Genomic DNA, 23,274 nt, shown 5'->3' with positions numbered 1-23,274 from the left:
GAGCGGGACATGGGCCGCTGATGGCGAATTGTCAACTCGCGCGGATGCGCGCTTCTGCACGCGAGCGCGAGAATGCCCGTTCGCGATCATCCACGGCCAGCAATGGGGCAATGCGCCGGATGAAGGCATCCTCGAAGGGCGAGCGCTCGCCATCGGCCAGCACGACCAGCCACAACTGCTCCAGCAGGGCGATCCGCTCCTGCTTGTCCAGACAGGTCTTCACGACCTTGGTGAAGCGGTGATGGTCAATCGCCGTCTCGGCCAGTTCCTCGGCCTGGGTGAGGACTTTCTCGGTCTTGTTTTCGTCCATGCCGAAGGCGCCGGACAGGATGGAGCGGATCTGGTCCTGCTCGCAATCGGCGTAAATGCCATCCGCCAGGGCCGCCTCGACGAGCAGGGCGGTGGCCGCCACATGAGGGTCGATCTCCGGATGGGCTTCGGCAGGATCGGATCCGAACAGGCGTTTCAGCGTGTCAAACATTCCGGCTCTCCAGGTCGGTCGGCGCGGGACGGACAGGGCAGGCGTCAAGCGGGGTGATCGCCGGTGTCATCCGCAGCGTCTTCGAGGACGGCATACAATTCCCGGGCTTCGGGGGCGGGACCACGCCGCTCCCCCAGGCCCAGAATTTCCAGACGCACGATCTGCTTATTCAGCGGAAGCGTCAATTGGTCGCCCGCACGGACCAGGGCGGAGGCCTTGGTCAGGCGGCGGGTCAGACCGGTCTGCGTGAGGCGGACATGGCCCTTCTGGACAATCTTCGTGGCCAGGCTGCGCGTCTTGAACAGGCGGGCCCGCCAGAGCCAGATGTCCACGCGCTGCCCGTCCGGCCTGTCTGTCACGACTTGCGGGCCTTGCTGCGCGGTTTGGACGCTTTCGGCTTGCTGTCACCCAGCTTCAGCTCGGCGAGGGCGGCAAACGGGCTGTCAGCCGGTGCCATGGCCGGTTTCTGTGCCGCCGCCGGCTTGGACGGGGCATGACGGCGCGCGCCGCCGCCCGCCTTGGCCGGGTTGCCGCGCTGCGGCGGACGGCGCTTCTTGCGGTCCCAGCGTTCGCCCTCGGCCTTCTCCGGATCGGGGCCCTTCTGGATGCGCTTATAGCCCAGCGTCATCAGCACGCCGCGCATGTCCTCGACGGAACAGCCCAGCAGGGCGGTCATGTCGGCGGTCAGCGGGAAGCCCGCCTCGGTATCGGCATTGCGCGCTTCGCGCAGCGTGTCGGCCAGGCGCTCCAGCATGTCGAAGCGCACGGCGCGCGGACCGCACGGGTAAAAGCCCACCATGGCATAATCGGCCCGCGTCCGGCTGCGGTCATTGGCGATGGAGGTCAGGCCCGGTGCCGGGATCCAGGCCAGATCGATCTGGCCGGCATGCACCGATTGCAACAGGGCGTTGAGGCGGGCCGGTGCCGGTTTGACCAGTTCGGGCACATAGATCATGTGTTCGCCGATGCGAACGCCGGCCTGGCGCAGGCTGCGGCGCTCCTCCTGGTCGAGCCCCTTGATCTCGTCGGAAATCTGCGAACGAACCAGCGCCCCGCCGGCTTCATGCAGGCGCCAGGCGACACCGCGTGCCGGACCTGTCAGCGCGTCCGATTGTCCGGCCTCGCGCAGTTTGAACAGCGGGGCGAGTACGGTCTCGACATGCTCGCGGACCTTGGTCTCCAGACCGGACTGGGCCTGGACGACGGCTTCATTCGCGCCCAGATCGCCGCCCTCCATCTTGATGGCGGGTTTCAGCGGGGTCGGGCCGGGAATGAGCTGGGCAATGATTTCGTCATTCCAGACGATCTTGCCTTCATCGGTAAAGGTCAGTTCGGTCATGTCAGTCTTTGCCAGGGCGCGCAGGCGCCGGTTGATTTCAGGCCGCAAGGCTTTCAGTGCGGCGGACTTCAGGGTGCGGGCTTCAAGTTCGCGGCCCTCTGCATCGGGCTTGAAACGCAGCCCGTCAAGCCGTCCGACGAAATGGCCTTCCACCGTGACCTCGCCATCGCGGGAGACGCCGGCCAGAAGATCGCGCTCATCACGCAGGCTTTTGGCCAGGGCGCTGGTGCGCCGGTCGACGAAGCGCTGCATGAGTTTTTCGTGCAGGGCATCGGACAGGGCGTCCTCGACCTGTCGGGTGCGGCCGCGCCAGTGCTCGGGGTCTTTCGTCCAGTCATTGCGGTGGGCGGCATAGGCCCAGGTCCGCACATGGGCGAGGCGGGCCGCCAGGGCGTCGACATCGCCGGAGGTCTTGTTGAGCCGTTCCAGCTGCCCGTCCATCCAGCTGTCCGGCAGGACGCCGCCCGGTCCGGTCAGATGCAGATAGATGGACTTCACCAGCCGGGCATGGGCATCCAGCGTGGCCTTGCGGAAATCGGGCAGGCGGCAGGCATCCCACAAACGGCTGACCATGGCCGGGCTGGTCGCCCGGTCGCGGATCTCCCGGTCGCTGGCCAGAACCCCCAGGGCCCGCTCGTCGATGACTTCGCCGACCCGTTCCAGGGCCGGGTGGGGCGAAGGCTTGCCCAGCGTGTATTGCAGCGCTTCCAGCGAGCTTTCATCCAGCACCGGATTGCGCCATTGCAGACGTTCCACCTGCGCAAACTCATGGGCTTCGATGGCCTCGACCGCTTCCGGATCGAAGGGTCGGCATTCCGCCGTTTCGCCGAAGGTCCCGTCCGAGCGGAACCGTCCGGCCCGGCCGGCGATCTGGGCCATTTCCGCGGGGGTGAGATTGCGGCGGCGGCGGCCGTCGAACTTGCGGCTCTCGGCGAAGGCGACATGGTCGATATCCATGTTCAGCCCCATGCCGATGGCATCGGTCGCGACCAGGAAATCCACTTCGCCGGACTGATAGAGCTCGACCTGGGCATTGCGAGTGCGCGGTGACAGTGACCCCATTACGACGGCAGCCCCGCCGCGCCGGCGGCGCAAGAGCTCGGCGATTGCGTAGACGGACTCTGCGGAGAAGGCGACCACGGCCGAGCGCCGGGGCAGTCGGGTCACCTTGGCCGGGCCCGCATAGGAGAGCTGGGAAAAGCGCTCGCGGAATTCCGTGTCGGCCTGGGGCACGAGCTCGCGGATCAGGCGCGACATCGTGCCGGCGCCCAAGATCATCGTCTCTTCGGTACCGCGGGCGCGCAGCAGGCGGTCGGTGAAAACATGGCCGCGCTCATGATCGGCGGCCAGCTGCACCTCGTCGATCGCCATGAAGGCGACCCGCCGGTCCAGCGGCATGGCTTCGGCCGTGCAGATGAAATAGCGCGCGTTCGGCGGGACGATCTTTTCCTCGCCGGTGATCAGGGCGGCGGCGCCGGCACCCTTGACCTTCACCACACGGTCATAGACCTCGCGCGCCAGCAAGCGCAGGGGCAGGCCGATCATTCCGGACGACCGGGCCAGCATGCGCTCGACGGCGAGGTGGGTCTTGCCTGTATTGGTGGGGCCCAGGGCAGCGGTAATCTGCCCGGAACCATCATAGCGCGCCAACATCACGCCTCTCCTTAGCGCTGCCCCCGTGACAGGGGCAAGCACCTCATTCGGGGAGCTGGGCTCAGTGCATCTCGATCGAGCGGGCCGTCACCGTCACACCGCCGAAACCGGCATTGGTACGAATGCGGACGGGCAGGTGGATGCGGCCCTCATCCAGCGGGGCCAGCCAGAAGGTGATCGGATGGCTGATATCCTCTTCGGAGGGGAACTCATCCGCTTCATAGCCGGAGATCGGCTCGTAATAGGCATGGCAGACCACGGCCTCGCCGCGCCAGGCCCGGGTGCGGATGGAATCGGTGCCGCCGGACTCGAAACGCAGATTGTAGCGGGCCCGGCCGTCAAAGACCGGCAGCCGGCCGTCGCACAGCCCGTTTTCGCCGGATACGGCGCCCAGTGCCATGGACAAAAGGGTCGAGATCGGATCGGCCGCACCGGCGCGCTCTTCATCACTCGCCGGCGGTTCACCCATATTGCCGAAGGGCGGGTTCACGTCCGGCGTGGCGACGCCGTCGGGAAAATCGATTCCCACCACCCGATTCTTCGAACTGGCATGATTGAGGTGGCTGTAGCGCCAGGGGCGCAGACGGGCACCCTCGCGATAGCCGGAGACACCGGCCTCGATGTCCGCATCGGTGAACAGGGCGGCGAGGCCCGCCGCGGTGAAGCGGGCGGCGGCACTATAGTCCTGCTCGGTAAATCGGCCGGAGATGGTGATGTCGGCGACCTGGAAGATCATGACCGAGCCGGAATAATGCGCAGATACCGACAGGCCGGGCGCGGCCTCCGGTGCACTTTCATCATCCGACCATCCCGCTGTGGTCAGACCCAGCGTCAAGGCTACGGCAAACAACGCCTTTTTCACGAAGGACTCTCCTAATTGGCACCCCGCCCAGGGATTGGAACCACTCATAGCAACTGCAATAACAGGATGAAACCGGCTGCAAGATGAACGCTCCGCGCTTGACGGGCTCGTTCCGCTCCGGTAATTCGCCCGCTCTCGCACTGGTCGCAAGGCCGGTGTGCACGGATTGTTATACTTGAAAGGTGCGACTTATGGCGCGTCGCTGCGAACTGACCGGCACGGGCGTGATGACGGGGAACAATGTCTCCCACGCTCAGAACAAAACCCGCCGCCGTTTTCTGCCGAACCTGTGCGATGTGACCCTGGCCTCTGAAAAGCTGGGTCGCAGCTTCAAACTGCGCATTGCCGCGAAAGCCCTGCGTTCCGTCGACCATGTCGGCGGCCTGGACGCTTTCCTGCTGAAGGCCCGTGACGAGAAGCTCTCGGATCGTGCCCTGAAGATCAAGCGCGAGCTGAAGAAGGCCAACGCGGCGTAAGCCTGCCGGCCCATCACGATCATGATCAACGCCCGCTGCTTGCAGCGGGCGTTGTCGTTTGTGCGCCTGCCCGCTAGCCTCGCCGGGATTTTCCGGGGGAGGCCGTCATGATTCATCTTCGTTCCATTGCCGTATCGGTGAGCGTGCTGGCCCTGGCGGCCTGCGGCGGTCAGCCCGAACCGGACGAGGCCGCCGCGGGGGCGGCCCCCGCCACGGCCCCTGCGAGCGAGCCCGCCGGTGTCGCCGCTGCCGATGCAGTTTTCTGGGGCGGCTCCATCTATACCGCCGATGATTCCCGCCCCACCGTCGGTGCGGTCGCCATCGCCGATGGCCGGATCGTCTTTGCGGGTCCCGAAGCGGGCGCTTCAATCTGGATGGGTCCGGAAACCCGGATCATCGATCTCAATGGCGGGGCCATGTATCCCGGCTTCACCGACAGCCATATCCACGTCATGGGCGTGGGTGAGCGCGAGCGGAACCTCAATCTGGATGATGTGACCTCCATTGCGCAGCTGGTGGAACGGGTCGAGGCTGCGGTCGGGACGGCGGCGCCTGGCACCGTGGTGACCGGTCGTGGCTGGATCGAGACGCACTGGCCGGAGGACCGTTTCCCCAATCGCCAGGATCTGGATGCGGTCTCGCCGGACAATCCCGTCATCCTGACGCGCGCCGATGGCCATGCCCTCGTCGCCAACTCGGCCGCGCTCGCGGCAGCCGGCATCACCCGCGACAGTGTCGCGCCCTCGGGCGGGGAAATCCTGTTTGACGAGGCGGGCGAGCCGACCGGCATGCTGATCGATACCGCCATGTATCCGATGGGTGAACTGGTGACCGAGCCGGAAGGCGCCGAGCGTGGTGACATTTATGCGGAAGGCGCCATGCGTCTGGCCTCGCTCGGCTGGACCGGCGCGCATGACATGTCCGTGCCCTGGACGGATGTCGAGATCATCGAGGGTCTGGCCGAAGACGACCGCCTGCCGATCCGTTCCTATATCTCCGTCAATCCGGACGGCTATGCCTGGCTGGCCCCGCAGGCCCCGCGCGTGGCGGATGAGGGCCGGGTGATCACGCGGTCGATCAAGCTCTACATGGACGGCGCTCTCGGCTCGCGCGGCGCCGCCCTGCTGGAACCCTATGCCGACCGTCCGGACACGTCCGGCCTGGCCATCGCCGAGGCCGACGAGACGATCAGCGTCATGACACAGGCCTTGCGTGACGGGGTGCAGGTGAATGTCCACGCCATCGGCGATCGCGGCAACCGGCACCTGCTCGACTGGGTCGAGGAAGCCCTGGCCCAGGTGCCCGAGGCGGAACGCGCCCTGACCGATCATCGCTGGCGGGACGAGCACAGCCAGATCATTGACCCGGCCGATATCCCGCGCTTTGCCGAACTGGGCGTGATCGCCTCCTTCCAGCCTTCCCACGCCATCGGCGATCTCCACTTCGCGCCGGACCGGCTCGGCGATGACCGCCTGGTCGGGGCCTATGCCTGGCAAAGCCTGCTGGACGCCGGCGCCCACATCACCGGCGGTTCCGATGCGCCGGTGGAACAGGGCGATCCGCGCATCGAATTCTACGCCGCCGTGGCCCGCGCCGATCTCACCGGTTTCCAGGGTGAGAACTGGCATGCCGAGGAGGCGCTGTCCCGCGAGGATGCCCTCAAATTCTTCACCCTCTGGCCCGCCTACGCCTCCTTCCGCGAGGACGAGTTGGGCTCCATCGAGGAAGGCAAGCGCGCCGACTTCACCATCTTCTCCGCCGACATCATGACCATCCCCGCCGAGGATATCCTCACCGTGGACCCCTGGATGACGGTCGTGGACGGCGAGGTCGTCTGGGAAAGCCCCCACAGCTTCCATCATTCGGAGGAGTAGGTTTTCTGCCCCCGCGCAGCGGGGGAAGTGGACCGAAGCAGCGCTTCGGGCCGAAGGGGGCGCCCGCCTCAGGCGGGCGTGGATCGTGCCAGCCTCAACCCCCTCCTTCTCCCTGGGGAGAAGGTGCCGCGAAGCGGCGGATGAGGGGGGATGGCGGGGTCCTCGCGATTACCTGTAAACACCGGGATTTCCCCCTATCCCGGCGCATGCGCGCCACCCTCTCCCCAAGGGAGAGGGAGTGCCGATCCAGCCAAACTTATCCCCACCCTGAAAACCTGTGAGAGACTTTCCTCGACTTCCGGGAAGAGAGGCATGAGCTCAGTCCCTTGTGCCCGGAGGTGTGCGGAGCCTGTCCGCGCGAGGGGGTGACATCCCAAGCTCCGGCAGGGCCATCGCCCGGGCCACACGGCACAAGGTCACGACCGTGCTGGCACCCAGGCGGTTTCGGTGCGTCGCCCGCAAGGGAAGACGATCAAATCTCCGCGTGCGGGAGACCGGTCAGGTCACTCACACTCATAGCTAAATCCGACCCGTCAGGTCTCCCGCACACCTCTCATACCGCCAGGCGGAAACGCCGTGGCGTCAAAGTCCGTGCTTGAGGCAATAGATCAGCGTCCGCCGGACAGGCTGGACCAGTCGGCGCGTTTGAGGCCGGACATGGGGCCGCCCTGGACAGAGCCGAAGCCTGTGCCCTTGCCGCCATCCTCGTCGAACAGGGCGGCGAGCTGGTCGGTGATGGCACCGCCGAGCTGGTCGACATCATTGATGGTGACGGCGCGCTTGTACCAGCGGGTCACATCATGACCGATGCCGATGGCGAGGAGTTCCACCTCGGACCGGTTTTCGATCTGAGCGATGGTCTCGCGCAGATGGCGTTCCAGATAACCGGCGGAATTGGCGGACTGGGTGCCGTCATCGACCGGAGCGCCATCGGATATCACCATCAGGATGCGGCGCTGTTCCGGCCGCGCACCGAGGCGTTTCCAGGCCCAGAGCAGGGCCTCGCCATCGATGTTTTCCTTCAACAGGCCCTCGCGCATCATCAGGCCGAGATTGACCCGGGCGCGGCGCCAGGGCGTGTCGGCGGACTTGTAGATGATGTGGCGCAGATCATTGAGGCGGCCCGGTTGGGGCGGCTTGCCCTCGGACAGCCATTTCTCCTTCGACCGCCCTCCCTTCCAGGCCTTGGTGGTGAAGCCGAGGATCTCGGTCTTCACACCGCAGCGTTCCAGCGTGCGGGCGAGAATGTCGGCACAGGCCGCAGCGACCATGATCGGCCGGCCCCGCATCGAGCCGGAATTGTCCAGCAACAGGGTGACGATGGTGTCGCGGAATTCGGTATCGCTTTCCTGCTTGTAGGACAGCGGCAGGGTCGGGTCGGCGATGACGCGGGCCAAGCGGGACCCGTCCAGCACGCCTTCTTCGAGGTCGAACTTCCAGGAGCGTTCCTGCTGCGCCATCAGCCGGCGCTGCAGCCGGTTGGCCAGACGGCCGACGACCTGGTCCATGCCCTTGAGCGTGTTGTCGAGATATTTGCGCAAGCGTTCCAGCTCTTCCGCATCACACAGATCCGGGGCCTGGATGACCTCATCGAACTCGCGCGTGAAGACCTTGTAGGCCTTGGCATTGGTGTCGCTGGAGGGCTGCCAGTTGGGGCGCATCGCGGTCTGGGCGGCGCCTTCATCATCCATGGCATCGACGCGGGTATCGGCATCCTCGCCGTCCGCATTGATCTCTTCCTCATCCCCGGCCTCGCCGGAGGCGTCGGGCGTGTCGGGTTGTTCGGACTGGTCGCCCGGGTTTTCCTCGTCCTCATCGCCAGTGCGCTGTTCCCGGTCGACGCCTTCATCCTCATCGTCCGGATTGTCGCTGTCTTCCGGATCGCCGCCCAGCTCATCGGCCAGGTCGAGATCCTGGATCACATTGCGCAGCAACTCGGCGAAGGCTTTCTGGTCGTTGGCATTCTTGGCCAGGGCGTCCAGCGAGTCGCCGGCGACGTCCTCGATCTGCTCACGCCAGAGCGTCATCAGACCGGCCGCCTCGGGCGGGGTCTCGCGGCCGGTGACGCGTTCACGCACCAGCATGGCGACGGCCTCTTCCATCGGGGCCGCCTGGCGTTCCGTGACGGCCTGCCAGCCCTTCTGGCGGCAGCGCGCGATCAGGGCGGCATCCAGATTGTCGCCCATCCCTTTCATGTCGCGGGCGCCGAGACCTTCCACCCGCGCCTGCTCGGCCGCGTTGAAGATCGCCCGGGCGGTCGCTCCGGAAGGCAGGCTGCTCACATGGGCGGCCTCGTCATGGTGCGCCAGGCGAAGGGCCAGCGCGTCGGCCCGGCCACGCACGGCAGCCGCGGCTTCGGCGGAGGGCTGGGTGCCCGGATTGGGCAGGACGATCCGTCCGCCGGACAGGCCGGCGATCTCGCCCCCGAAACGGATGTCGAGGTCCTTTTCCCCCGCCACGGCACGCGTGGTGATGGTCAGGGCGCGCTTGAACGCATCGGGATCGGCAGGCGGTTGGCTCATGGGGGACAACCTAACCATTCCGCTTGAAATTGCGAGCGCTACGCCATGTCGCACCCCGCCCCAACTGCAGTGCCGGACCGGCGGGTTATTTCATGAGCCCGCCTGAAAGGTTTCGATAACCTTGCGCTCGATAGGATGACGGCTGGAGTCCGCAGCATAAGCGGGCCCTCATGTTTCTTTGGTGGTGGTGCGTTACGGGTGACCTATTCCGTGCATTCCATGTCCGCCGTGAACTCCGCACTCCAGCACATGACGCGGCTGGAGAAGGAACGGGTCGATATCCAGGCCCGGATCGTGACGGGGCTCGAGGTGAGCACAGCCAGCGACAATGGCGCAATCTGGGCCTTGGCGCAGGGCATGCGTGCGTCCAATGCCGGACGCGAGGAAGCGCTGACCTCCATCGATCTGGTGACCGGCGTCGTGTCGACCGCCCTGGCCGCGGCCGAGGGCGTGTCCGACCTGATGGTGGAGATGCAGGCGAAAATGGTCGCCGCCACCGACACCACACTCGACGAGACCAGCTGGCGCACCCTGATGGATGATTTCGTCGCGCTGGGAAACCAGGCCCAGCGACTGGTCGAGAATGCCAGCTTCAATGATCTCAACCTGCTGGAAGCCGGGGCCAGCGATATCTCCGCCATCGTGTCCGGCGATCCGAATGCGCAGATGACGATTGCCGCCGAGGATTTGTCCGATGGTGGCGGGATCTTCGACAGTCAGCTCGGCTTCACCCTGCCGGCGACGGATTCATCCGGCATGGCTGCCCGACCGGACACGGCCATGGTCCAGGCTTTCGAGGATTCCATGAGCGCGGTGAATGCCTCGGTCTCGCGCCTGGGCGTTTCGCTCAAGACGCTGGACGTGCAACGCACCCTCCTGATCAAGCAGATCGACGAGACGGCCTCCGGGATCGGCAATCTGATTGATGCTGATCTGGGCCGGGAGGGCGCCCGGCTCGAGGCGATGCTGGTGCGCGAAGAGCTGGGCATGCAGGCCCTGCAGATCGCCAATCAGCGTCCACGCACTATTCTGCAATTCTTCCAGTAATCCGACAGGCCGTCAGAGCTTGTAGTGTTTGTGCAGGAGGCCGATGAGTTCGCCCATCTTGGCCTGCTGTTCAGCTGCGTCACCTGATCCGATGGCCGATGCGACGCAACGTTCGGAATGGTCCTTGAGGATCTCGCCCTCGACCGCTGACAGGGCCGACTTGATGGCCGACAGCTGAGTGAGCACGTCGATGCAATAGCGGTCACTCTCGATCATGCGCACAACACCGCGCACCTGGCCCTCGATCCGCTTGAGACGGTTGAGGCTTTTCTCGCGCCGGTCCGACAGGCTCACGCTTTCGTGTGTCATCTCTCACCTTGTATACCCTGAGGGGGTATGTTAGCGGCTGAAGGCATGATTGCAATACGCCGCTTCTCCTGCCTTCTTCTGCCGCTCCTGATGACCGCCTGCGCCAGTGTCGACATGGCCGCGGAGCGCGCCTTGATTGATACCGATATCCAGGCCCGTCAGGCCGTGTCGACGGCACCGCCCGTCCTGCCGGCCGAGGGCGAGCGTCTGGATCGCGAAACCGCTGTCGCCTACGCCTTGGCCAATAATCGCGGCCTGGCGGCGGACCTGGCCGAAGCCGGTCTGGCCCGGGCTGATTGGCTGCAGGCCTCGCGTCCGGAAAATCCGCTTCTGGGGATCGTCTGGCAACCGCACGAGGGTGAGCCGGACTTCTTCGATGTTGATCTGATGGCGTCGGTCATGGGCGTGGTGGCAACACCCTGGCGGTCGGCTGCGGCCCGGACGCGCTATGACGCGACCCGGGACCGCGCCGTTCTGCGCGCCATCGATTTTGCCGCCGAAATCCGGCTGGCCTGGATTGATGCGGTGGCCGCAGAGCAGCGGGCCGAACTCCAGTCCGTGATCGCGGAGGCGGCGGAAGCCAGCCGCCTGGTCGCTGAGGAAATCCATGATGCCGGAAACACGCCGCGACTGGATCTGGTCCGGGAGACCCTGTTCGCTGAACAGGCTCGTCTCGAAGCCCAGGCCGCTGCGGTCGAGGCTGACCAGGCCCGCCTGACACTGCTCGGCCTGATGGGCTTGCCGCCGGAAACCGCGGTTGAGCTGCCCGACCGGCTGGATGCGCCCAACGACGAATCTGTGCAGATCGATCTGGACCAGGCCCGGGAGGCCAGCCTGCCGCTGGCCGCAGCCCGCGCCGAGGCCGAGGCCTTCGCCCGCGAGGCCGGGTTGGAAAACTGGGCCAGCCTGCTGGAGCACACCGAAGTCGGTTTTGTCGCCGAGCGCGAAGATGGTGACTGGATCGAAGGGGTCAGCCTGGAAACGGTTGTGCCGGTTTTTGATTGGGGCGGACCGCGGCGTGCGGCAGCCCGCATCCGGGCCAGTCAGGCGGCGGACCGTTTTGCCCAGACCGAAACCGATATCCGGATTGCCATCCGGCAGGCGGAACAGGCCCACGAGGCCGCGATGGTGACACTCGACGCGCTGCAGAGCCGGATCTTGCCGACCTCGGAATCCATGCTGGCGGAGAGCTTGCGGCACTATAACGCCATGCAGATCGGGGTGTTCGAACTGATGGCGGCATTCGAAATGCGCACCCAGGCTGGCCAGAACCTGGTCGACGCCCTGGCTCAGGCTCAGAAGGCGGAAGTCCGCATCCAGCAGATCCGGGCCGGCGGGTCTCCCGCTGTCCTGTCGGCAAGCGCCGGAAATGCCATGGCGGCGCCCAGCGATGAAGGAGGCCACTGATGTCCGTATCCCGACGTGATGCCCTTCTGGCCGGCGGCCTGGGTTTGGCCGGAGCCGCCAGCCTGACCGGCGCAGCCCATGCCCGTACCCCGGCCCACTCCACCAGTGTCAGCCAGCATGACGGACTGGCACCGGGACGCCCGAATGTGGACTATCGGCCCGTTGTGACCCCGGACGGGGCGACGCTGCCCTATCGGGTCGTAGGCGGGGTGAAGGTGTTCCACCTGGTCTCCGAAGAGGTCGATCACGAATTCGCCCCCGGCCTGCAGGCGCGGACCTGGGGCTATAATGGCCGTACGCACGGCCCCACCATCGAAGCCGTCGAAGGTGATCGCGTTCGCGTCTATGTCACCAACCGGCTGCCGGCCCCGACCACGGTGCACTGGCACGGCGTCATCCTGCCCTCCGGCATGGACGGGGTGGGCGGTCTGTCCCAGCGCTCCATCCATCCGGGCGAGACCTTCGTCTATGAGTGGACCTTCCGCCAGCATGGCACCTTCATGTACCACTCCCACCATGATGAGATGACCCAGATGGCGCTCGGCCTGATGGGCATGATTGTGGTGCATCCGCGACGTCCATCCGGCCCGCTGCCCGACCGGGACTATGCCATCATGCTGTCGGAATGGTCGCTGCAGCCGGGCGCTTCGCGACCCGACCCGAATGCAATGGCCGATTTCAACATCCTGACCATGAATGCGCGCTGCTATCCGGGCACGGCGCCGCTTCTGGCGGAGCGGGGTGAGCGGGTGCGGATCCGGTTCGGCAATCTGTCGGCGATGGACCATCACCCGATCCATCTGCACGGCTATGCCTTCCGCATCACGGAGACCGATGGCGGCCTGATTCCGGAAAGCGCCCAGCATCCGGACACGACCGTCCTGGTCCCGACCGGGGCGACGCGGACCGTGGAATTCGTCGCCGACAATCCGGGCGACTGGGCCATGCATTGTCACATGACCCACCATGTCATGAACCAGATGGGTCATGATCTGCCCAATATGACCGGTGTGAATGCCCGCCGGATCGACCGCGCCGTCGGCGCCCTCCTGCCGACCTATATGACGATGGGTCAGGACGGGATGGGCGAGATGGGCGCGCATCTGGAAATGGGCCATATGGACATCCCGGAGAATTCCCTGCCCATGGTCGGGGCTCGCGGCCCGCGCGACTACATCACGATGGGCGGCATGTTCACCATTCTCAAAGTGCGAGACCGTCTGACCGGGACGGAAGATCCTGGCTGGTATGACAATCCCGAAGGCGAGGCCCGTCCGGCTTCCGAGGCAGAATTGTCGCGCGACGGGATCGACCCGCAAGCCTGAAACGGAGTTCCGGCATGATCGATATTCTCTTGGCCCTGTCCCTGATGGCCTCTGCCCAGGACATGCATCACGGACATGGCGACATGTCCGCCGAGCACAGCATGGACATGGAAGCCGCCCAATCGACCACTTTCGCCGATGTCCGCTCGGTGGACACCGAAGCCCGGACGGCCCTGCTGCGGCATGGTCCGCTGCCGGAACTCGGCATGATGGGCATGGTGATGAGCTTCCACATCGCCGAGGATGTCGACATCACCCTGTTCGAGCCAGGAGCCGCCCTGACCGTGACGGTGACCCGTCACGGCGAGGACCTGATGGTGATTGCGGCGGCGCCGGAAGCGGACTGATCAGTCTGACGGGAAGTGCGGACGTGTCCGGTTGGCCAGGGCCACGAGGGACAGCATGACCGGCACTTCCACCAGCACACCGACCACCGTGGCCAGGGCTGCGCCCGAGTTGAGCCCGAACAGGCTGATGGCCACGGCTACCGCCAGTTCGAAGAAGTTTGACGTGCCGATCAGCGCGCAGGGGGCTGCCACCTTGTGCGGGACGCGCCACAGCCAGGCCGCGCCATAGGCGATGGCAAATATCCCGTAGGACTGGATCAGGATGGGGACTGCGATCAGGGCAATGATCAGCGGCCGCTCCAGGATGACCTGTCCCTGGAATCCGAACAGCAGGATGACCGTGCCCAGCAGGCCCAGAATGGAGAAGGGCTTGAGGCGCTCGGTGAAGGTCGTGACGGTGGCCTCACTGCCCCTGTCCCCCATCAAGATGCGCCGTGTCACAATGCCTGCTGCAAGGGGGATGGCGACATAGAGCAGGACGGACAGGATCAGGGTCGACCAGGGAATGGCGATTTCGGTGACGCCGAGCAGAAGGGCGACGATCGGCGCAAAGGCGAACACCATGATGGCGTCATTCACCGAGACCTGGGCCAGCGTGTAGGTGGCGTCACCCTTGGTCAGCTGGGACCAGACAAACACCATCGCCGTGCAGGGCGCAGCGCCGAGCAGGATCAGGCCGGCGATATAGCCGTCCGCATCGGCCGGCGGGATCAGTCCGGCAAAAACATGCTTGAAGAAAAGCACGCCCAGCAGCGCCATGGAGAAGGGTTTGACGAGCCAATTGACGGCGAGCGTGATGATCAGTCCTTTCGGCCGGTCGCCAACGCGTTTCAGGCTGGCGAAATCGACCGAGATCATCATCGGCCAGACCATCGCCCAGATCAGGACCGCCACGGCGAAATTCACATTGGCATATTCCAGACCGGCGAGGGTCTCGAAGAGACCGGGCACCAGTTGGCCCAGGCCAATGCCGGCGATGATGCACAGGCCGACCCAGACCGACAGGTAACGCTCGAAAACGGGCATGCGGGGGAGCTCCTAGCTGCAGCAGGTATTCTGCGGGCGTTCAGACTGAGGGGCCGGCGCCGGGATGGCCAGGTCCTGACCATAGACGGTGCTGTCGCCGAACGTGCGGAAGACTTCCCACTGTACGCCGGCCGGGTCCGCAATCCAGCTCTTCTCCGAGCGGGCGTAACAGCACGTGGTCTCGCCTTCCTCGAAAACCTCGCCGCCGGCCTGGTCCAGGCGCGCATAGACATCGGCGAGCTCGCTCTCATCGTCCACCTGGATGCCCAGATGTTCGATGCCGGAGGCGTGGGTGCGGGTGCTGATGGCGAAGTTCACACGCGGATCGTCCAGCATCCATTTGGCATAGTCATCCTTGCGGACGGTCGGCTCTGCCGCGAACAGGGCGGAATAGAAGTCGACGGCCTTGTCCAGGGCGGTGACCGAGATGTGTACGTGCAGCCGTTTCATGGCGGGGTCCTTATCCGGTTTCATTATTTCAACGATTATTGAAATAATGATCAGTCTGCCTTCCGTCAACCGGTCGGTACAAAGTTTCAGCTGGACGGGTCGCAGCAATCGCCTTGCGATGCGGCCGCAATGATCGGCGCACAGACGGCTTGGTGGCCCTGGCAGCAATCTTCCATCAGATAGACCAGAAGATCGGCCATGGATTCAAACTCGGCGCTATAGATGAGAGACCGGCCCTCACGCCGGTTTTTCACCAGCCCGGCTGACGAAAGCAGGTTCAACTGGGCCGACAAGGTATTGGGGGCGATGGACAGGGTGCGGGCAATCTCGCCGGCGGGAATGCCGTCAGGCCCGGCCTTCACCAGAAGCCGGAAAACCTCCAGCCGGTTGGCCTGGGCGAGGGCGGAAAGACGGCGGACAGCCAGATCGGATTCCATGTTTCACCGATAGTTGAACTGTGGGGCGGGCGCAAGGCGGGGCACCCGTTCTGCAAGGGCGTGATCAGGCCGCGTCGCTGGCGGACTTGATCGGCGCCTCCGGCAGGTCCTCGCCGAAGACGCGCTGGTACATTTCCGCAATGGTCGGACGTTCCAGCTCGTCACACTTGTTCAGGAAGGTCAGCCGGAAGGCGGCCCCCAGATCCCCGAAAATCTCGTAGTTTTCGGCCCAGGTGAGCACGGTCCGCGGGCTCATCACGGTGGAAATGTCGCCATTGATGAAGGCTTCGCGGGTGAGATCGGCGACCTTGACCATGTCTTCGATCGTGCTCTTGCCGGCATCGGTCTCGGCGAGATGATCCATCTTCGCCATGATGATCGCGTTTTCGGTTTCGCGCGGCAGATAATTGAGGGTCGAGACGATCGACCAGCGGTCCATCTGGCCCTGGTTGATCTGCTGCGTGCCGTGATACAGGCCCGTCGTGTCGCCCAGGCCGATCGTGTTGGTGGTGGAGAAGAGACGGAAATACGGATGCGGTCGGATCACCTTGGTCTGGTCGAGCAGGGTGAGCGAGCCGGAGGCTTCCAGCACGCGCTGGATCACGAACATCACGTCCGGACGGCCGGCATCATATTCGTCGAACAGCAGGGCGACCGGGCGTTGCAGGGCCCAAGGCAGGATGCCTTCCTGGAATTCGGTGATCTGCTTGCCATCCTTCAGGACGATGGCGTCCTTGCCGACCATGTCGATCCGCGAAACATGGCTGTCCAGATTGACCCGGACCATCGGCCAGTTCAGGCGGGCGGCCACCTGTTCGACATGGGTCGATTTACCCGTGCCGTGATAGCCTTGGATCATCACCCGGCGATTATAGGCAAAGCCGGCCAGGATGGCGCGCGTGGTGGGCGGATCGAAGACATAGGTCGGATCGATCGCCGGCGTATGCTCATCCGGCTGGGAGAACATTTTCACTTCAAATCCCGCGTCAAAGCCGAACAGGGCCTTGGTGTCCGCGATCTTGTCGGGGGCTTGCAGGGGGAAGTTGTCGCTCATCGTCCGGCCTTTACCTGTGACAGGTCGTCAGGCGGCTGTCGTTTGCTGCAGCCGCGTTAAACACGTCCACGGACGTATCGCACGTCTGGCGGTCCGGCAAGTCAAACGGCTGAGGCGAATGGCCGCCATGCGCTGCACGGCGGCCACTCCGGCTCAAGCGAGTTGTTGGGCGACGCCCTGTACGTTGCGGGTCGAGCTTTCGACGTCCCGTGTGGCAGCGTCAATACGCTGGATCGCTTCGCTGATATCCGTCACACCCTGGGCAACATCCTGCATGTTGGCGGACATGTCGGCCGTGACGGCGGTCTGCTCTTCGACGGCCGCGGCAACGGCAGAGGACACGCTTTCGACCTCCGAGATCGTGGCCCGGATCGAGGCGATGGCTTCGGCCGCATGACGGGTGGCCGCCTGGACCCCGGCGACTTGCGAGGAAATGTCGTCGGTGGCTGACGATGCCTGATTGGCCAGGCCCTTCACTTCGGAGGCAACCACGGCGAATCCCTTACCCGCTTCACCGGCCCGGGCGGCTTCGATCGTCGCATTCAGGGCCAGGAGATTGGTCTGGTCGGCAATGGCCTGGATCAATTTGATGATCTCGCCGATCCGCTGCGCTGAATCCGACAAGGTCTGCACTGTGGCGTCCGTCGAGTCGGCCTCGGCCAGCGCCTCACGGCTGATCTGGGAGGCCCGCGAAACTTGCTGACTGATCTCGGCGGCGGACGCTGAAAGTTGCTCCGCTCCGGAGGCAATCGACTGCACGCCCGAAGACGCTTGCGAGGCGGCGGCGGCGACGCTGGCGGTTTGCGCTGATGTGCCGGACGCAGACTCCGTGATCCGGCTCAAATCTGCCGCGATGGCTTTTTGTGCTTCCGTGCGACGGTGCCGTTCGCGAACGCGCTCGGTGATATCGGTGGCGAATTTCACGACCTTGAACGGGACTCCGTCCATGTCGAGGATCGGATTATAGCTGGCCTGGATCCAGATATCGCTCTCGTCCTTGCCGACACGGCGGAATTCGGCGGCCTGGAATTCACCGCGACCCAGCTTGGCCCAGAATTCCGTGTATTCCGGCGTGTTGCGCTCCTCTGCCGGCACGAAGATCTGGTGATGCTGTCCCAGGATCTCGTCCAGGGAATAGCCCATGGTCTTCAGGAAGTTCTCATTGGCGGTCTGGACGATGCCATCCAGGCCGAACTCGATGATCGCCTGCGACTTGTCCAGCGCGTTTAGCTTGCCCCGCACCTCGGCATTGCGCAGCTTGCGGTCCGTCACATCGGTCGCGAATTTCACGATGCTGATCGTACGGCCGGCATCGTCCAGGACCGGATTATAGCTGGCCTGGATCCAAACTGGCCGGCCACCCTTGCCAAAGCGCTTGTACTCGGCGACCTGGGCCAGACCTTCACGAAGCCGGCTCCAGAAGGCTTCATACTCCGGAGACTTGGCGTAGGCGGCATCCACGAACATGGAATGATGATGACCGCGCACCTCGTCCAGAGCGTATCCCATCGCATCCAGGAAGTTCTGGTTCGCCGTGATGATCTTGCCGTCCGGCGTGAACTCGATCACGGCCTGCGAACGTGCGACGGCTTCGTAATTTCTGGCAATCTGTTGATTGCGCGACGATTTCATTTTCAACATATTCAGCCCCTGCCCTGGCCATTGGTGTTGAACTGGAACGGGATGAATTCCCGCATCTATTTCAACTTGTTATTGGGCGGACTTTTCGGCGCGCTGAGTAAACATGGTGTTAAGTTGCGACGCGGAACTGATTGTATTTTATCTTTCGCTGACGGCGGAAAATTCAAATTGTCATTAAAATTGTACGAAAGCCCGGGCGACCCTGTGGCGCACCCGCTCCAGGATCACGCCATGCCGGCGTTTTTCAGGATCTGGTAGGCGGCGATGACCCGGCCCAGCTGTTCCTCGCTCGACCGGTCGCCGCCATTGGCATCCGGGTGGAATTGCTTGACCAGTTCGGCATAGCGACGGCGCACCTTGCCGCTGTCCGCATCGGCGTCCAGCCCCATCGTTTCCAGCGCTTTCGACTGGAGCCGGCCCATGGACTTTTCCTTGGGGGCTTCCTTGTGCGGATCGCGCCGGTCCCCGAACATGCCGAAGGGATCGGCGAAACCGTCGGCGAAATCCCGGCTCGCGCGGGAGGCCTTGGCGCTGGCGGAATGCGTATTGCGCCAGTTCCAGGTTGGCCGGTGGCCATAGGTCGCGCTTTCCCGGAATGCCTGGGCGGAGTTTTCGCTCATGCCCTCGAAGAAGTTCCAGGACTTGTTGTATTCCGACGCGTGGGACTGGCAGAACCAGTAGAAGTCATTCAGCCGGTCGTTCGATTTCGGGGCCCGGCTGTCACCATGCTTGCGGCATCCAGGCCATTCGCATACGCGTTCCTCCGGCGAAGGTTCATCCTTCGGCGGTTTGATGCGGATGTCTTTGAACCGCGGTTTGTACTGGAACGCTTCGGCCATGACCCCAATTATGGGCATGCGTCCGTAAAGCGGCAATGAAGCCGATGTGGAAAGCTGAAAAATGACGGGAATGCAGGATCGTATCGCTGCCAAACTCCGCGCGGCCCTGGCGCCGGAACAAGTCAATGTGATCGATGACAGCCATCTGCATGCCGGCCATGCCGGTGCGCGCCCGGGCGGTGAAAGCCATTTCACGGTCGAGATCGTGTCATCCCGTTTCACGGGCCTCAATCGCGTGGCCCGGCACCGCCTGGTGAATGAAGCGCTGGCAGAGGAATTGGCCGGTCCGGTGCATGCCCTGGTGATCCGCGCGAAGGCTCCGGACGAATAAACCTCAAGATGTTGCTGTTGTCCCGCGCGTGCTGTCTGGCACGCTGGGGCACGTGTCGTGAGGGAGTTGGGGCGTGCGTTTTTCAATCATTTGTCTGCCGGCGATTGTGGCCGGATGCCTGTTGGCCGGGTGTTCGACCCGGTTCGAAACCCCGACCGAACTGACCAGCACGGAACGGTTGGTCTCTGGAGAGCGGCGGCTTGTCCCGGTGTTGGAATATGCCGACGGAGAAGCCTTGGCCGGTATCGACACGCTGCATGTGCCGGTGGTCGAACTGTCAGCCGGTGCCGAGTTCGACGACGCACTGACCCCGGACCGTCTGGACTATCTGCGCGCCGTGGTGTCGCGGGAAATCTGCCAGCGCTTTGCGCGCGGCGGCTTCTCCATTCTGCCGACACCGGAAGACGCCGATGCGGTGGCGCGCCTGGAGGCCCGCATCACCGGGCTTCGACGCAGCAATGTGGCCACGACCGGTCTGTCCCGCGCCATCGGTGTGGCCGTGCCGGGCCCGCTCAATCCGCGGGTCCCGATCGGGATTGGCGCGCTGGGGGCGGAAGGCGAAATCCTGACGCCGGACGGCGAACAGATCGCGGCGATCCAGTGGGCGTCACAGAACCATTTGGCCTCGGGCGGCGGTATCACCACCCTGCTGGACGGGCCCGACGCTTTCGGTGACCTGGCCGACGCCACCGAACTGGCCAGCGTGTTTGCCGATGCTTTCGGGGATCTGGTCGTTGAGGCCCGGGGTGATTTCGACGCGGTTGAAGGCGACACCCCGCTGGGGACGTGTGACGCCTATGTCGAGGCCTATCGGGACGAAACGGACTAGCTGGCGACTTCGACATCATCGGGACTGACCGAGACGCGAAGCTTGGTGATCTGGTTGCGGCGGCGTTCGACGACTTCGAACCGGGCGCCGTGGAACTGGAAGACCTGACCCCGTTCCGGAATGGTCTGGGCTTCATGGATCACCAGTCCGGCGATCGTCACCGCTTCCTCGTCCGGCAATTCCCAGTCGAGCGCGCGGTTGAGGTCGCGGATCGGGACGCCGCCATCCACCAGCCATTGCTCATTGTCTTCCGGCTGGATGCCCTCAACGGTGATGTCGTGCTCATCCTCGATGGCACCGACGATTTCCTCGAGAATGTCTTCCAGCGTCACCAGGCCCATCAGGGCGCCATACTCGTCCACCACCAGGGCGAAGTGTTCGCGCTTTTCTCGGAAGGCATTGAGCTGGTCGAGAACTTCCGTGGTCTCCGGCACGAACCAGGGTTCACGGCGCAGGGCGTCGATATTCACCTGTGAGGCATCGCCATCGGCCTCGTGCAGCGCCCGCGCCATGTCCCGGACGTGCAGGATGCCGACGATGTTTTCGGAATCGTCCTTGTAGAGCGGCAGACGCGTATGCGGGCTGTGCAGGGCTTCGGTCACGATCTCGGCCGGCGGCTTGTCGGCATCGATCATGATGATGGATTTGCGGTGGACCATGATGTCGTCGACGGTCAGGTCGCGCAGGTCGAGCACACCGCCCAGCATGTCCCGGTCATCCTTGACCACCCCGCCTTCCTCATGGTGCAGGGCGATCGCGCCGCGCAGCTCGTCATGGGCAGAGAGGACAGGACCGTCCACGCGCGCCCCGAACAGGCGCAGCGTCCCTGACACGACAAATTGCACCGCCCGCACCACCGGCGCGAACAGTTTCACCGCCAGCAGGATCGGGCGGGCCACGGTCAGGGCAAACCGGTCCGGATTGGACAGGGCATAGGTCTTGGGCAGGACTTCCGCGAAGATCAGGACGGTGAAGGTCATGATCAGGGTGGCCCAGAGCACCGAATTGCCGCCCAGAAGTCGTTCGAACAGCTGCCCGGCGATCATCGAAGCGGCGATATTGACGAGGTTATTGCCCAGCAGGATCGAGCCCAGCAGGCTTTCCCCGTCCGAAATCAGCCGGTTGACGATGCCCGCGGCCGGCACCTTGTCGCGCTCCAGCTGCAGCATGCGCGCCCTTGAGGTCGCGGTCAGCGAGGTTTCCGATCCGGAAAAGAAGGCGGACAGGCACAAAAGGCCGACAATGGTCAGGGCCGGGCCAATCAGGGTCCAGTCGAGGCTCATCAGAGCTGGCTCTCCACAAAGCGTGTCAGATCGGCTTCGTCCGTCTCGCGGTCGATAAAGGCGTCGCCGATCCGGCGGGCGAGGATCAGGGTGATCCGCCCATCCTGGTTCTTCTTGTCATCGCGCATTCGCGCAATCAAGCGGGAGGCGTCCCAGCTTGTATGGGCAAGGCTGGTGGCGCCATGGGGCAGGCCGACGGTCTTGAGATGGTCGGCGACCCGGTCCGCATCCGCGGCCGGGCACAGGCCCCGATGGGCGGAATAGGCAAAGGCCAGACCCAGTCCGGCGGCGACGGCCTCACCGTGGCGGATGGCAGTCTTGGGCGCTTCCGCCTCGAAGGCATGGCCGAAGGTGTGGCCCAGATTGAGCAGGGCGCGGACCCCGCCTTCGCGTTCATCCTCGGCGACAATGCGGGCCTTGAAGGCAATGGCGGCGGCGACCGCGCGGCTGAGCGCCTCGCCTTCCATGACACCGGCCCCGTCAGCTTCCAGCGCATCGAAGAGGGGGGCATCACCGATCAGGGCGGCCTTCACGATCTCCGCATAGCCCGCCAGCTGTTCGCGCCGGGGCAGGGTGGCCAGCAGGTCCATGTCGGCAATCACCAGACGGGGCTGGTGGAATGTGCCGGCGAAATTCTTGCCGTGATCGGTATTGATGCCCGTCTTGCCGCCGACGGAACTGTCGACCTGGGCCAGAAGCGTGGTCGGGATCTGGATGAAGTCGACACCGCGCTTGGTGATCGAGGCGGCAAACCCGGTCAGGTCACCCACCACGCCGCCACCCAGTGCGATCACGCACTCGGAACGCTCGATATTGAGGTCCAGCAAGGCATCCACGACATGACGCAGCCCGTCCCAGCTCTTGGCGGTCTCGCCGGGCTCGACAATGACCGGCTGGGTTTTGAGGCCGATCGAGCCGAGTTTCTCCGAGACGGGTCCCAGGTGCTGTTCGGCGACATTCCGGTCGGTCACGAGAATGGCGCGGCCGCGCGGAAAGAAGGCGGGCAGGCGTTCCAGCGCGGCGTCCAGTGCACCCGGCCCGACCAGAACATCATAACTGCGATCGCCCAGTCCGACGGGGACGGTCAAAATCTCACTCACGCTTTGGCCTCCCGGGCCTGCAGGGCCTGAAGAATGGTGTCGAGGGTCGTCTGGTGGGAGCCCGCCGAAGCATCCACATGGATATCGGCCTCTGCATACGCGGGCGTACGGGCCTCGAGCAAGCGCTCCAGGACCGCCCGGGGATTGGGATCTTGCAGCAGCGGACGCGTATCCCGGCGCGAGACGCGGTTCATCAGGGTGTCGACATCGGCTTTCAGCCAGACGGAGACTGCCTGGTTGAGCACTTTTGCGCGGGTGTCCGGGTCGACAAAGGCCCCGCCGCCCAGGGCCAGCACCATCGGGGGTTCCTCCAGAAGGCGGGCAATGACCTTGCGCTCGCCATCGCGGAAGGCGGCCTCGCCGAAATCCTTGAAGATCTCCGCTACACTGCGTCCGGCGGCCTTTTCGACCTCTTCATCGGCGTCGCGGAATTTCAGTCCCAGTGCTTTGGACAGGCGTCGCCCGACCGTGGTCTTGCCCACGCCCATCAGCCCAATCAGGACGATACTCCGGTCCGGTGTCAGCACTTGCGTCATGTCTAGCGGTATAAACGGTCTGGAAATCGCCGCAATCACGGTTAGGCTCAGCGCATTCGCCCGGTGCAGTCAAACTGGCACCGGGTCAGCGATCATGGAGTGGGAT

Annotated in this window: 23 protein-coding genes; 8 read left to right on the top strand and 15 right to left on the bottom strand. The window is 64.5% G+C overall.

The window, feature by feature from the left end; translation table 11 throughout:
- Nucleotides 1–31: 31 nt before the first annotated feature.
- The 4 genes from FCS99_RS15070 to FCS99_RS15055 form a co-directional block, all read right to left on the bottom strand.
- Entirely contained in the window at nucleotides 32–481 is a 450-nt protein-coding gene (locus FCS99_RS15070; protein WP_138514045.1) for a tellurite resistance TerB family protein, read from the bottom strand.
- A gap of 44 nt (nucleotides 482–525) precedes the next feature.
- A complete protein-coding gene (locus FCS99_RS15065; RefSeq protein ID WP_138514043.1) occupies nucleotides 526–840 on the bottom strand; it encodes an RNA-binding S4 domain-containing protein in 315 nt (104 codons plus the stop codon).
- Nucleotides 837–3,473 (bottom strand): helicase-related protein, encoded by a 2,637-nt coding sequence (locus FCS99_RS15060; protein ID WP_138514041.1) that lies wholly within the window; start codon nucleotides 3,471–3,473, stop codon nucleotides 837–839. Before FCS99_RS15060 ends, FCS99_RS15065 begins: the two co-directional genes overlap by 4 nt.
- Nucleotides 3,474–3,534: 61 nt before the next feature.
- Nucleotides 3,535–4,335 (bottom strand): DUF3108 domain-containing protein, encoded by an 801-nt coding sequence (locus tag FCS99_RS15055; RefSeq protein WP_233352859.1) that lies wholly within the window; start codon nucleotides 4,333–4,335, stop codon nucleotides 3,535–3,537.
- Nucleotides 4,336–4,526: 191 nt separating this feature from the next.
- Between FCS99_RS15055 and rpmB the strand changes: the two genes are divergently transcribed.
- Entirely contained in the window at nucleotides 4,527–4,811 is a 285-nt protein-coding gene (rpmB, locus tag FCS99_RS15050; RefSeq protein WP_138514036.1) for a 50S ribosomal protein L28, read from the top strand.
- 107 nt (nucleotides 4,812–4,918) lie between these two features.
- On the top strand, nucleotides 4,919–6,685 hold the full coding sequence (locus FCS99_RS15045; protein WP_233352858.1) for an amidohydrolase: 1,767 nt from the start codon (nucleotides 4,919–4,921) through the stop codon (nucleotides 6,683–6,685).
- A 608-nt stretch (nucleotides 6,686–7,293) separates the two neighbouring features.
- On the opposite strand, the gene cobT is transcribed toward FCS99_RS15045, so the two are convergent.
- Nucleotides 7,294–9,207 (bottom strand): cobaltochelatase subunit CobT, encoded by a 1,914-nt coding sequence (gene cobT, locus FCS99_RS15040; protein ID WP_138514034.1) that lies wholly within the window; start codon nucleotides 9,205–9,207, stop codon nucleotides 7,294–7,296.
- Nucleotides 9,208–9,426: 219 nt separating this feature from the next.
- Here cobT and FCS99_RS15035 point away from each other — a divergent pair, with 219 nt between their 5' ends.
- Nucleotides 9,427–10,254: a flagellin gene (locus FCS99_RS15035; RefSeq protein WP_233352864.1), complete on the top strand. Its 828-nt coding sequence runs from the start codon at nucleotides 9,427–9,429 to the stop codon at nucleotides 10,252–10,254.
- A gap of 12 nt (nucleotides 10,255–10,266) precedes the next feature.
- Here the strand turns inward: FCS99_RS15035 and FCS99_RS15030 are convergent, their stop codons facing one another.
- Nucleotides 10,267–10,563 carry a metal-sensitive transcriptional regulator gene (locus tag FCS99_RS15030; protein ID WP_138514030.1) on the bottom strand — a complete coding sequence of 99 codons (297 nt, stop codon included), beginning with the start codon at nucleotides 10,561–10,563 and terminating at the stop codon, nucleotides 10,267–10,269.
- Nucleotides 10,564–10,608: 45 nt separating this feature from the next.
- On the opposite strand from FCS99_RS15030, the gene FCS99_RS15025 reads away from it, so the two are divergent.
- Genes FCS99_RS15025 through FCS99_RS15015 form a run of 3 tightly spaced genes read left to right on the top strand, consistent with a single transcriptional unit; the run spans nucleotide 10,609 to nucleotide 13,642 of the window.
- On the top strand, nucleotides 10,609–11,970 hold the full coding sequence (locus FCS99_RS15025) for a TolC family protein (protein WP_171036404.1): 1,362 nt from the start codon (nucleotides 10,609–10,611) through the stop codon (nucleotides 11,968–11,970).
- Nucleotides 11,970–13,295: a multicopper oxidase family protein gene (locus tag FCS99_RS15020; RefSeq protein ID WP_138514027.1), complete on the top strand. Its 1,326-nt coding sequence runs from the start codon at nucleotides 11,970–11,972 to the stop codon at nucleotides 13,293–13,295. Before FCS99_RS15025 ends, FCS99_RS15020 begins: the two co-directional genes overlap by 1 nt.
- Nucleotides 13,296–13,309: 14 nt before the next feature.
- Entirely contained in the window at nucleotides 13,310–13,642 is a 333-nt protein-coding gene (locus FCS99_RS15015) for a copper-binding protein (RefSeq protein ID WP_138514025.1), read from the top strand.
- On the opposite strand, the gene arsB is transcribed toward FCS99_RS15015, so the two are convergent.
- From arsB to FCS99_RS14985, 6 genes are all read right to left on the bottom strand, one after another.
- A complete protein-coding gene (gene arsB / locus FCS99_RS15010) occupies nucleotides 13,643–14,668 on the bottom strand; it encodes an ACR3 family arsenite efflux transporter (protein WP_138514024.1) in 1,026 nt (341 codons plus the stop codon).
- A 12-nt stretch (nucleotides 14,669–14,680) separates the two neighbouring features.
- Complete coding sequence (locus tag FCS99_RS15005; RefSeq protein ID WP_138514022.1) at nucleotides 14,681–15,118, bottom strand: ArsI/CadI family heavy metal resistance metalloenzyme; 438 nt, start codon at nucleotides 15,116–15,118, stop codon at nucleotides 14,681–14,683.
- Nucleotides 15,119–15,204: 86 nt separating this feature from the next.
- Entirely contained in the window at nucleotides 15,205–15,555 is a 351-nt protein-coding gene (locus FCS99_RS15000) for an ArsR/SmtB family transcription factor (protein ID WP_138514020.1), read from the bottom strand.
- 64 nt (nucleotides 15,556–15,619) lie between these two features.
- Nucleotides 15,620–16,609 carry a cobaltochelatase subunit CobS gene (gene cobS / locus FCS99_RS14995; protein WP_138514018.1) on the bottom strand — a complete coding sequence of 330 codons (990 nt, stop codon included), beginning with the start codon at nucleotides 16,607–16,609 and terminating at the stop codon, nucleotides 15,620–15,622.
- 153 nt (nucleotides 16,610–16,762) lie between these two features.
- The gene (locus FCS99_RS14990) at nucleotides 16,763–18,250 is read right to left on the bottom strand and encodes a methyl-accepting chemotaxis protein (protein WP_138514016.1); all 1,488 of its coding nucleotides are present in this window, start codon (nucleotides 18,248–18,250) and stop codon (nucleotides 16,763–16,765) included.
- 224 nt (nucleotides 18,251–18,474) lie between these two features.
- Complete coding sequence (locus tag FCS99_RS14985; protein ID WP_138514014.1) at nucleotides 18,475–19,089, bottom strand: J domain-containing protein; 615 nt, start codon at nucleotides 19,087–19,089, stop codon at nucleotides 18,475–18,477.
- Nucleotides 19,090–19,150: 61 nt separating this feature from the next.
- Here FCS99_RS14985 and FCS99_RS14980 point away from each other — a divergent pair, with 61 nt between their 5' ends.
- Nucleotides 19,151–19,420, top strand: a complete 270-nt coding sequence (locus FCS99_RS14980) for a BolA family protein (RefSeq protein ID WP_138514012.1) — start codon at nucleotides 19,151–19,153, stop codon at nucleotides 19,418–19,420.
- 73 nt (nucleotides 19,421–19,493) lie between these two features.
- A complete protein-coding gene (locus tag FCS99_RS14975) occupies nucleotides 19,494–20,249 on the top strand; it encodes a DUF3313 family protein (RefSeq protein ID WP_138514010.1) in 756 nt (251 codons plus the stop codon).
- Here FCS99_RS14975 and FCS99_RS14970 read toward each other — a convergent pair.
- The 3 genes from FCS99_RS14970 to FCS99_RS14960 are packed head-to-tail and all read right to left on the bottom strand — an operon-like array spanning nucleotide 20,246 to nucleotide 23,168.
- Nucleotides 20,246–21,532 carry an HlyC/CorC family transporter gene (locus FCS99_RS14970; RefSeq protein ID WP_138514008.1) on the bottom strand — a complete coding sequence of 429 codons (1,287 nt, stop codon included), beginning with the start codon at nucleotides 21,530–21,532 and terminating at the stop codon, nucleotides 20,246–20,248. The two genes, FCS99_RS14975 and FCS99_RS14970, sit on opposite strands and share 4 nt — an antisense overlap.
- Nucleotides 21,532–22,632 carry a 3-dehydroquinate synthase gene (gene aroB / locus FCS99_RS14965; RefSeq protein WP_138514007.1) on the bottom strand — a complete coding sequence of 367 codons (1,101 nt, stop codon included), beginning with the start codon at nucleotides 22,630–22,632 and terminating at the stop codon, nucleotides 21,532–21,534. The genes FCS99_RS14970 and aroB overlap by 1 nt, the downstream gene beginning before the upstream one ends.
- On the bottom strand, nucleotides 22,629–23,168 hold the full coding sequence (locus FCS99_RS14960; RefSeq protein WP_138514005.1) for a shikimate kinase: 540 nt from the start codon (nucleotides 23,166–23,168) through the stop codon (nucleotides 22,629–22,631). The genes aroB and FCS99_RS14960 overlap by 4 nt, the downstream gene beginning before the upstream one ends.
- Between the last annotated feature and the right edge of the window lie 106 nt (nucleotides 23,169–23,274).

This window comes from Maricaulis alexandrii, assembly GCF_005871165.1.
Taxonomy (GTDB): domain Bacteria; phylum Pseudomonadota; class Alphaproteobacteria; order Caulobacterales; family Maricaulaceae; genus Maricaulis; species Maricaulis alexandrii.
The sequence above is the reverse complement of the archived record's forward strand: the minus strand, read 5'-3'. Positions and strand labels throughout refer to the sequence as shown.

Bases quoted from the DNA above. Each gene is read 5' to 3' on its own strand.
- FCS99_RS14970 (WP_138514008.1), bottom strand. From the start codon at position 21,532: ATGAGCCTCGACTGGACCCTGATTGGCCCGGCCCTGACCATTGTCGGC.
- FCS99_RS15005 (WP_138514022.1), bottom strand. From the start codon at position 15,118: ATGAAACGGCTGCACGTACACATCTCGGTCACCGCCCTGGACAAGGCC.
- arsB (WP_138514024.1), bottom strand. From the start codon at position 14,668: ATGCCCGTTTTCGAGCGTTACCTGTCGGTCTGGGTCGGCCTGTGCATC.
- FCS99_RS15045 (WP_233352858.1), top strand. From the start codon at position 4,919: ATGATTCATCTTCGTTCCATTGCCGTATCGGTGAGCGTGCTGGCCCTG.
- cobT (WP_138514034.1), bottom strand. From the start codon at position 9,207: ATGAGCCAACCGCCTGCCGATCCCGATGCGTTCAAGCGCGCCCTGACC.
- FCS99_RS15000 (WP_138514020.1), bottom strand. From the start codon at position 15,555: ATGGAATCCGATCTGGCTGTCCGCCGTCTTTCCGCCCTCGCCCAGGCC.
- FCS99_RS15020 (WP_138514027.1), top strand. From the start codon at position 11,970: ATGTCCGTATCCCGACGTGATGCCCTTCTGGCCGGCGGCCTGGGTTTG.
- FCS99_RS15060 (WP_138514041.1), bottom strand. From the start codon at position 3,473: ATGTTGGCGCGCTATGATGGTTCCGGGCAGATTACCGCTGCCCTGGGC.
- FCS99_RS14960 (WP_138514005.1), bottom strand. From the start codon at position 23,168: ATGACGCAAGTGCTGACACCGGACCGGAGTATCGTCCTGATTGGGCTG.
- FCS99_RS14985 (WP_138514014.1), bottom strand. From the start codon at position 19,089: ATGGCCGAAGCGTTCCAGTACAAACCGCGGTTCAAAGACATCCGCATC.
- rpmB (WP_138514036.1), top strand. From the start codon at position 4,527: ATGGCGCGTCGCTGCGAACTGACCGGCACGGGCGTGATGACGGGGAAC.
- FCS99_RS14990 (WP_138514016.1), bottom strand. From the start codon at position 18,250: ATGTTGAAAATGAAATCGTCGCGCAATCAACAGATTGCCAGAAATTAC.
- FCS99_RS15015 (WP_138514025.1), top strand. From the start codon at position 13,310: ATGATCGATATTCTCTTGGCCCTGTCCCTGATGGCCTCTGCCCAGGAC.
- FCS99_RS15035 (WP_233352864.1), top strand. From the start codon at position 9,427: ATGTCCGCCGTGAACTCCGCACTCCAGCACATGACGCGGCTGGAGAAG.
- FCS99_RS15030 (WP_138514030.1), bottom strand. From the start codon at position 10,563: ATGACACACGAAAGCGTGAGCCTGTCGGACCGGCGCGAGAAAAGCCTC.
- FCS99_RS15070 (WP_138514045.1), bottom strand. From the start codon at position 481: ATGTTTGACACGCTGAAACGCCTGTTCGGATCCGATCCTGCCGAAGCC.
- FCS99_RS15025 (WP_171036404.1), top strand. From the start codon at position 10,609: ATGATTGCAATACGCCGCTTCTCCTGCCTTCTTCTGCCGCTCCTGATG.
- cobS (WP_138514018.1), bottom strand. From the start codon at position 16,609: ATGAGCGACAACTTCCCCCTGCAAGCCCCCGACAAGATCGCGGACACC.
- FCS99_RS14980 (WP_138514012.1), top strand. From the start codon at position 19,151: ATGACGGGAATGCAGGATCGTATCGCTGCCAAACTCCGCGCGGCCCTG.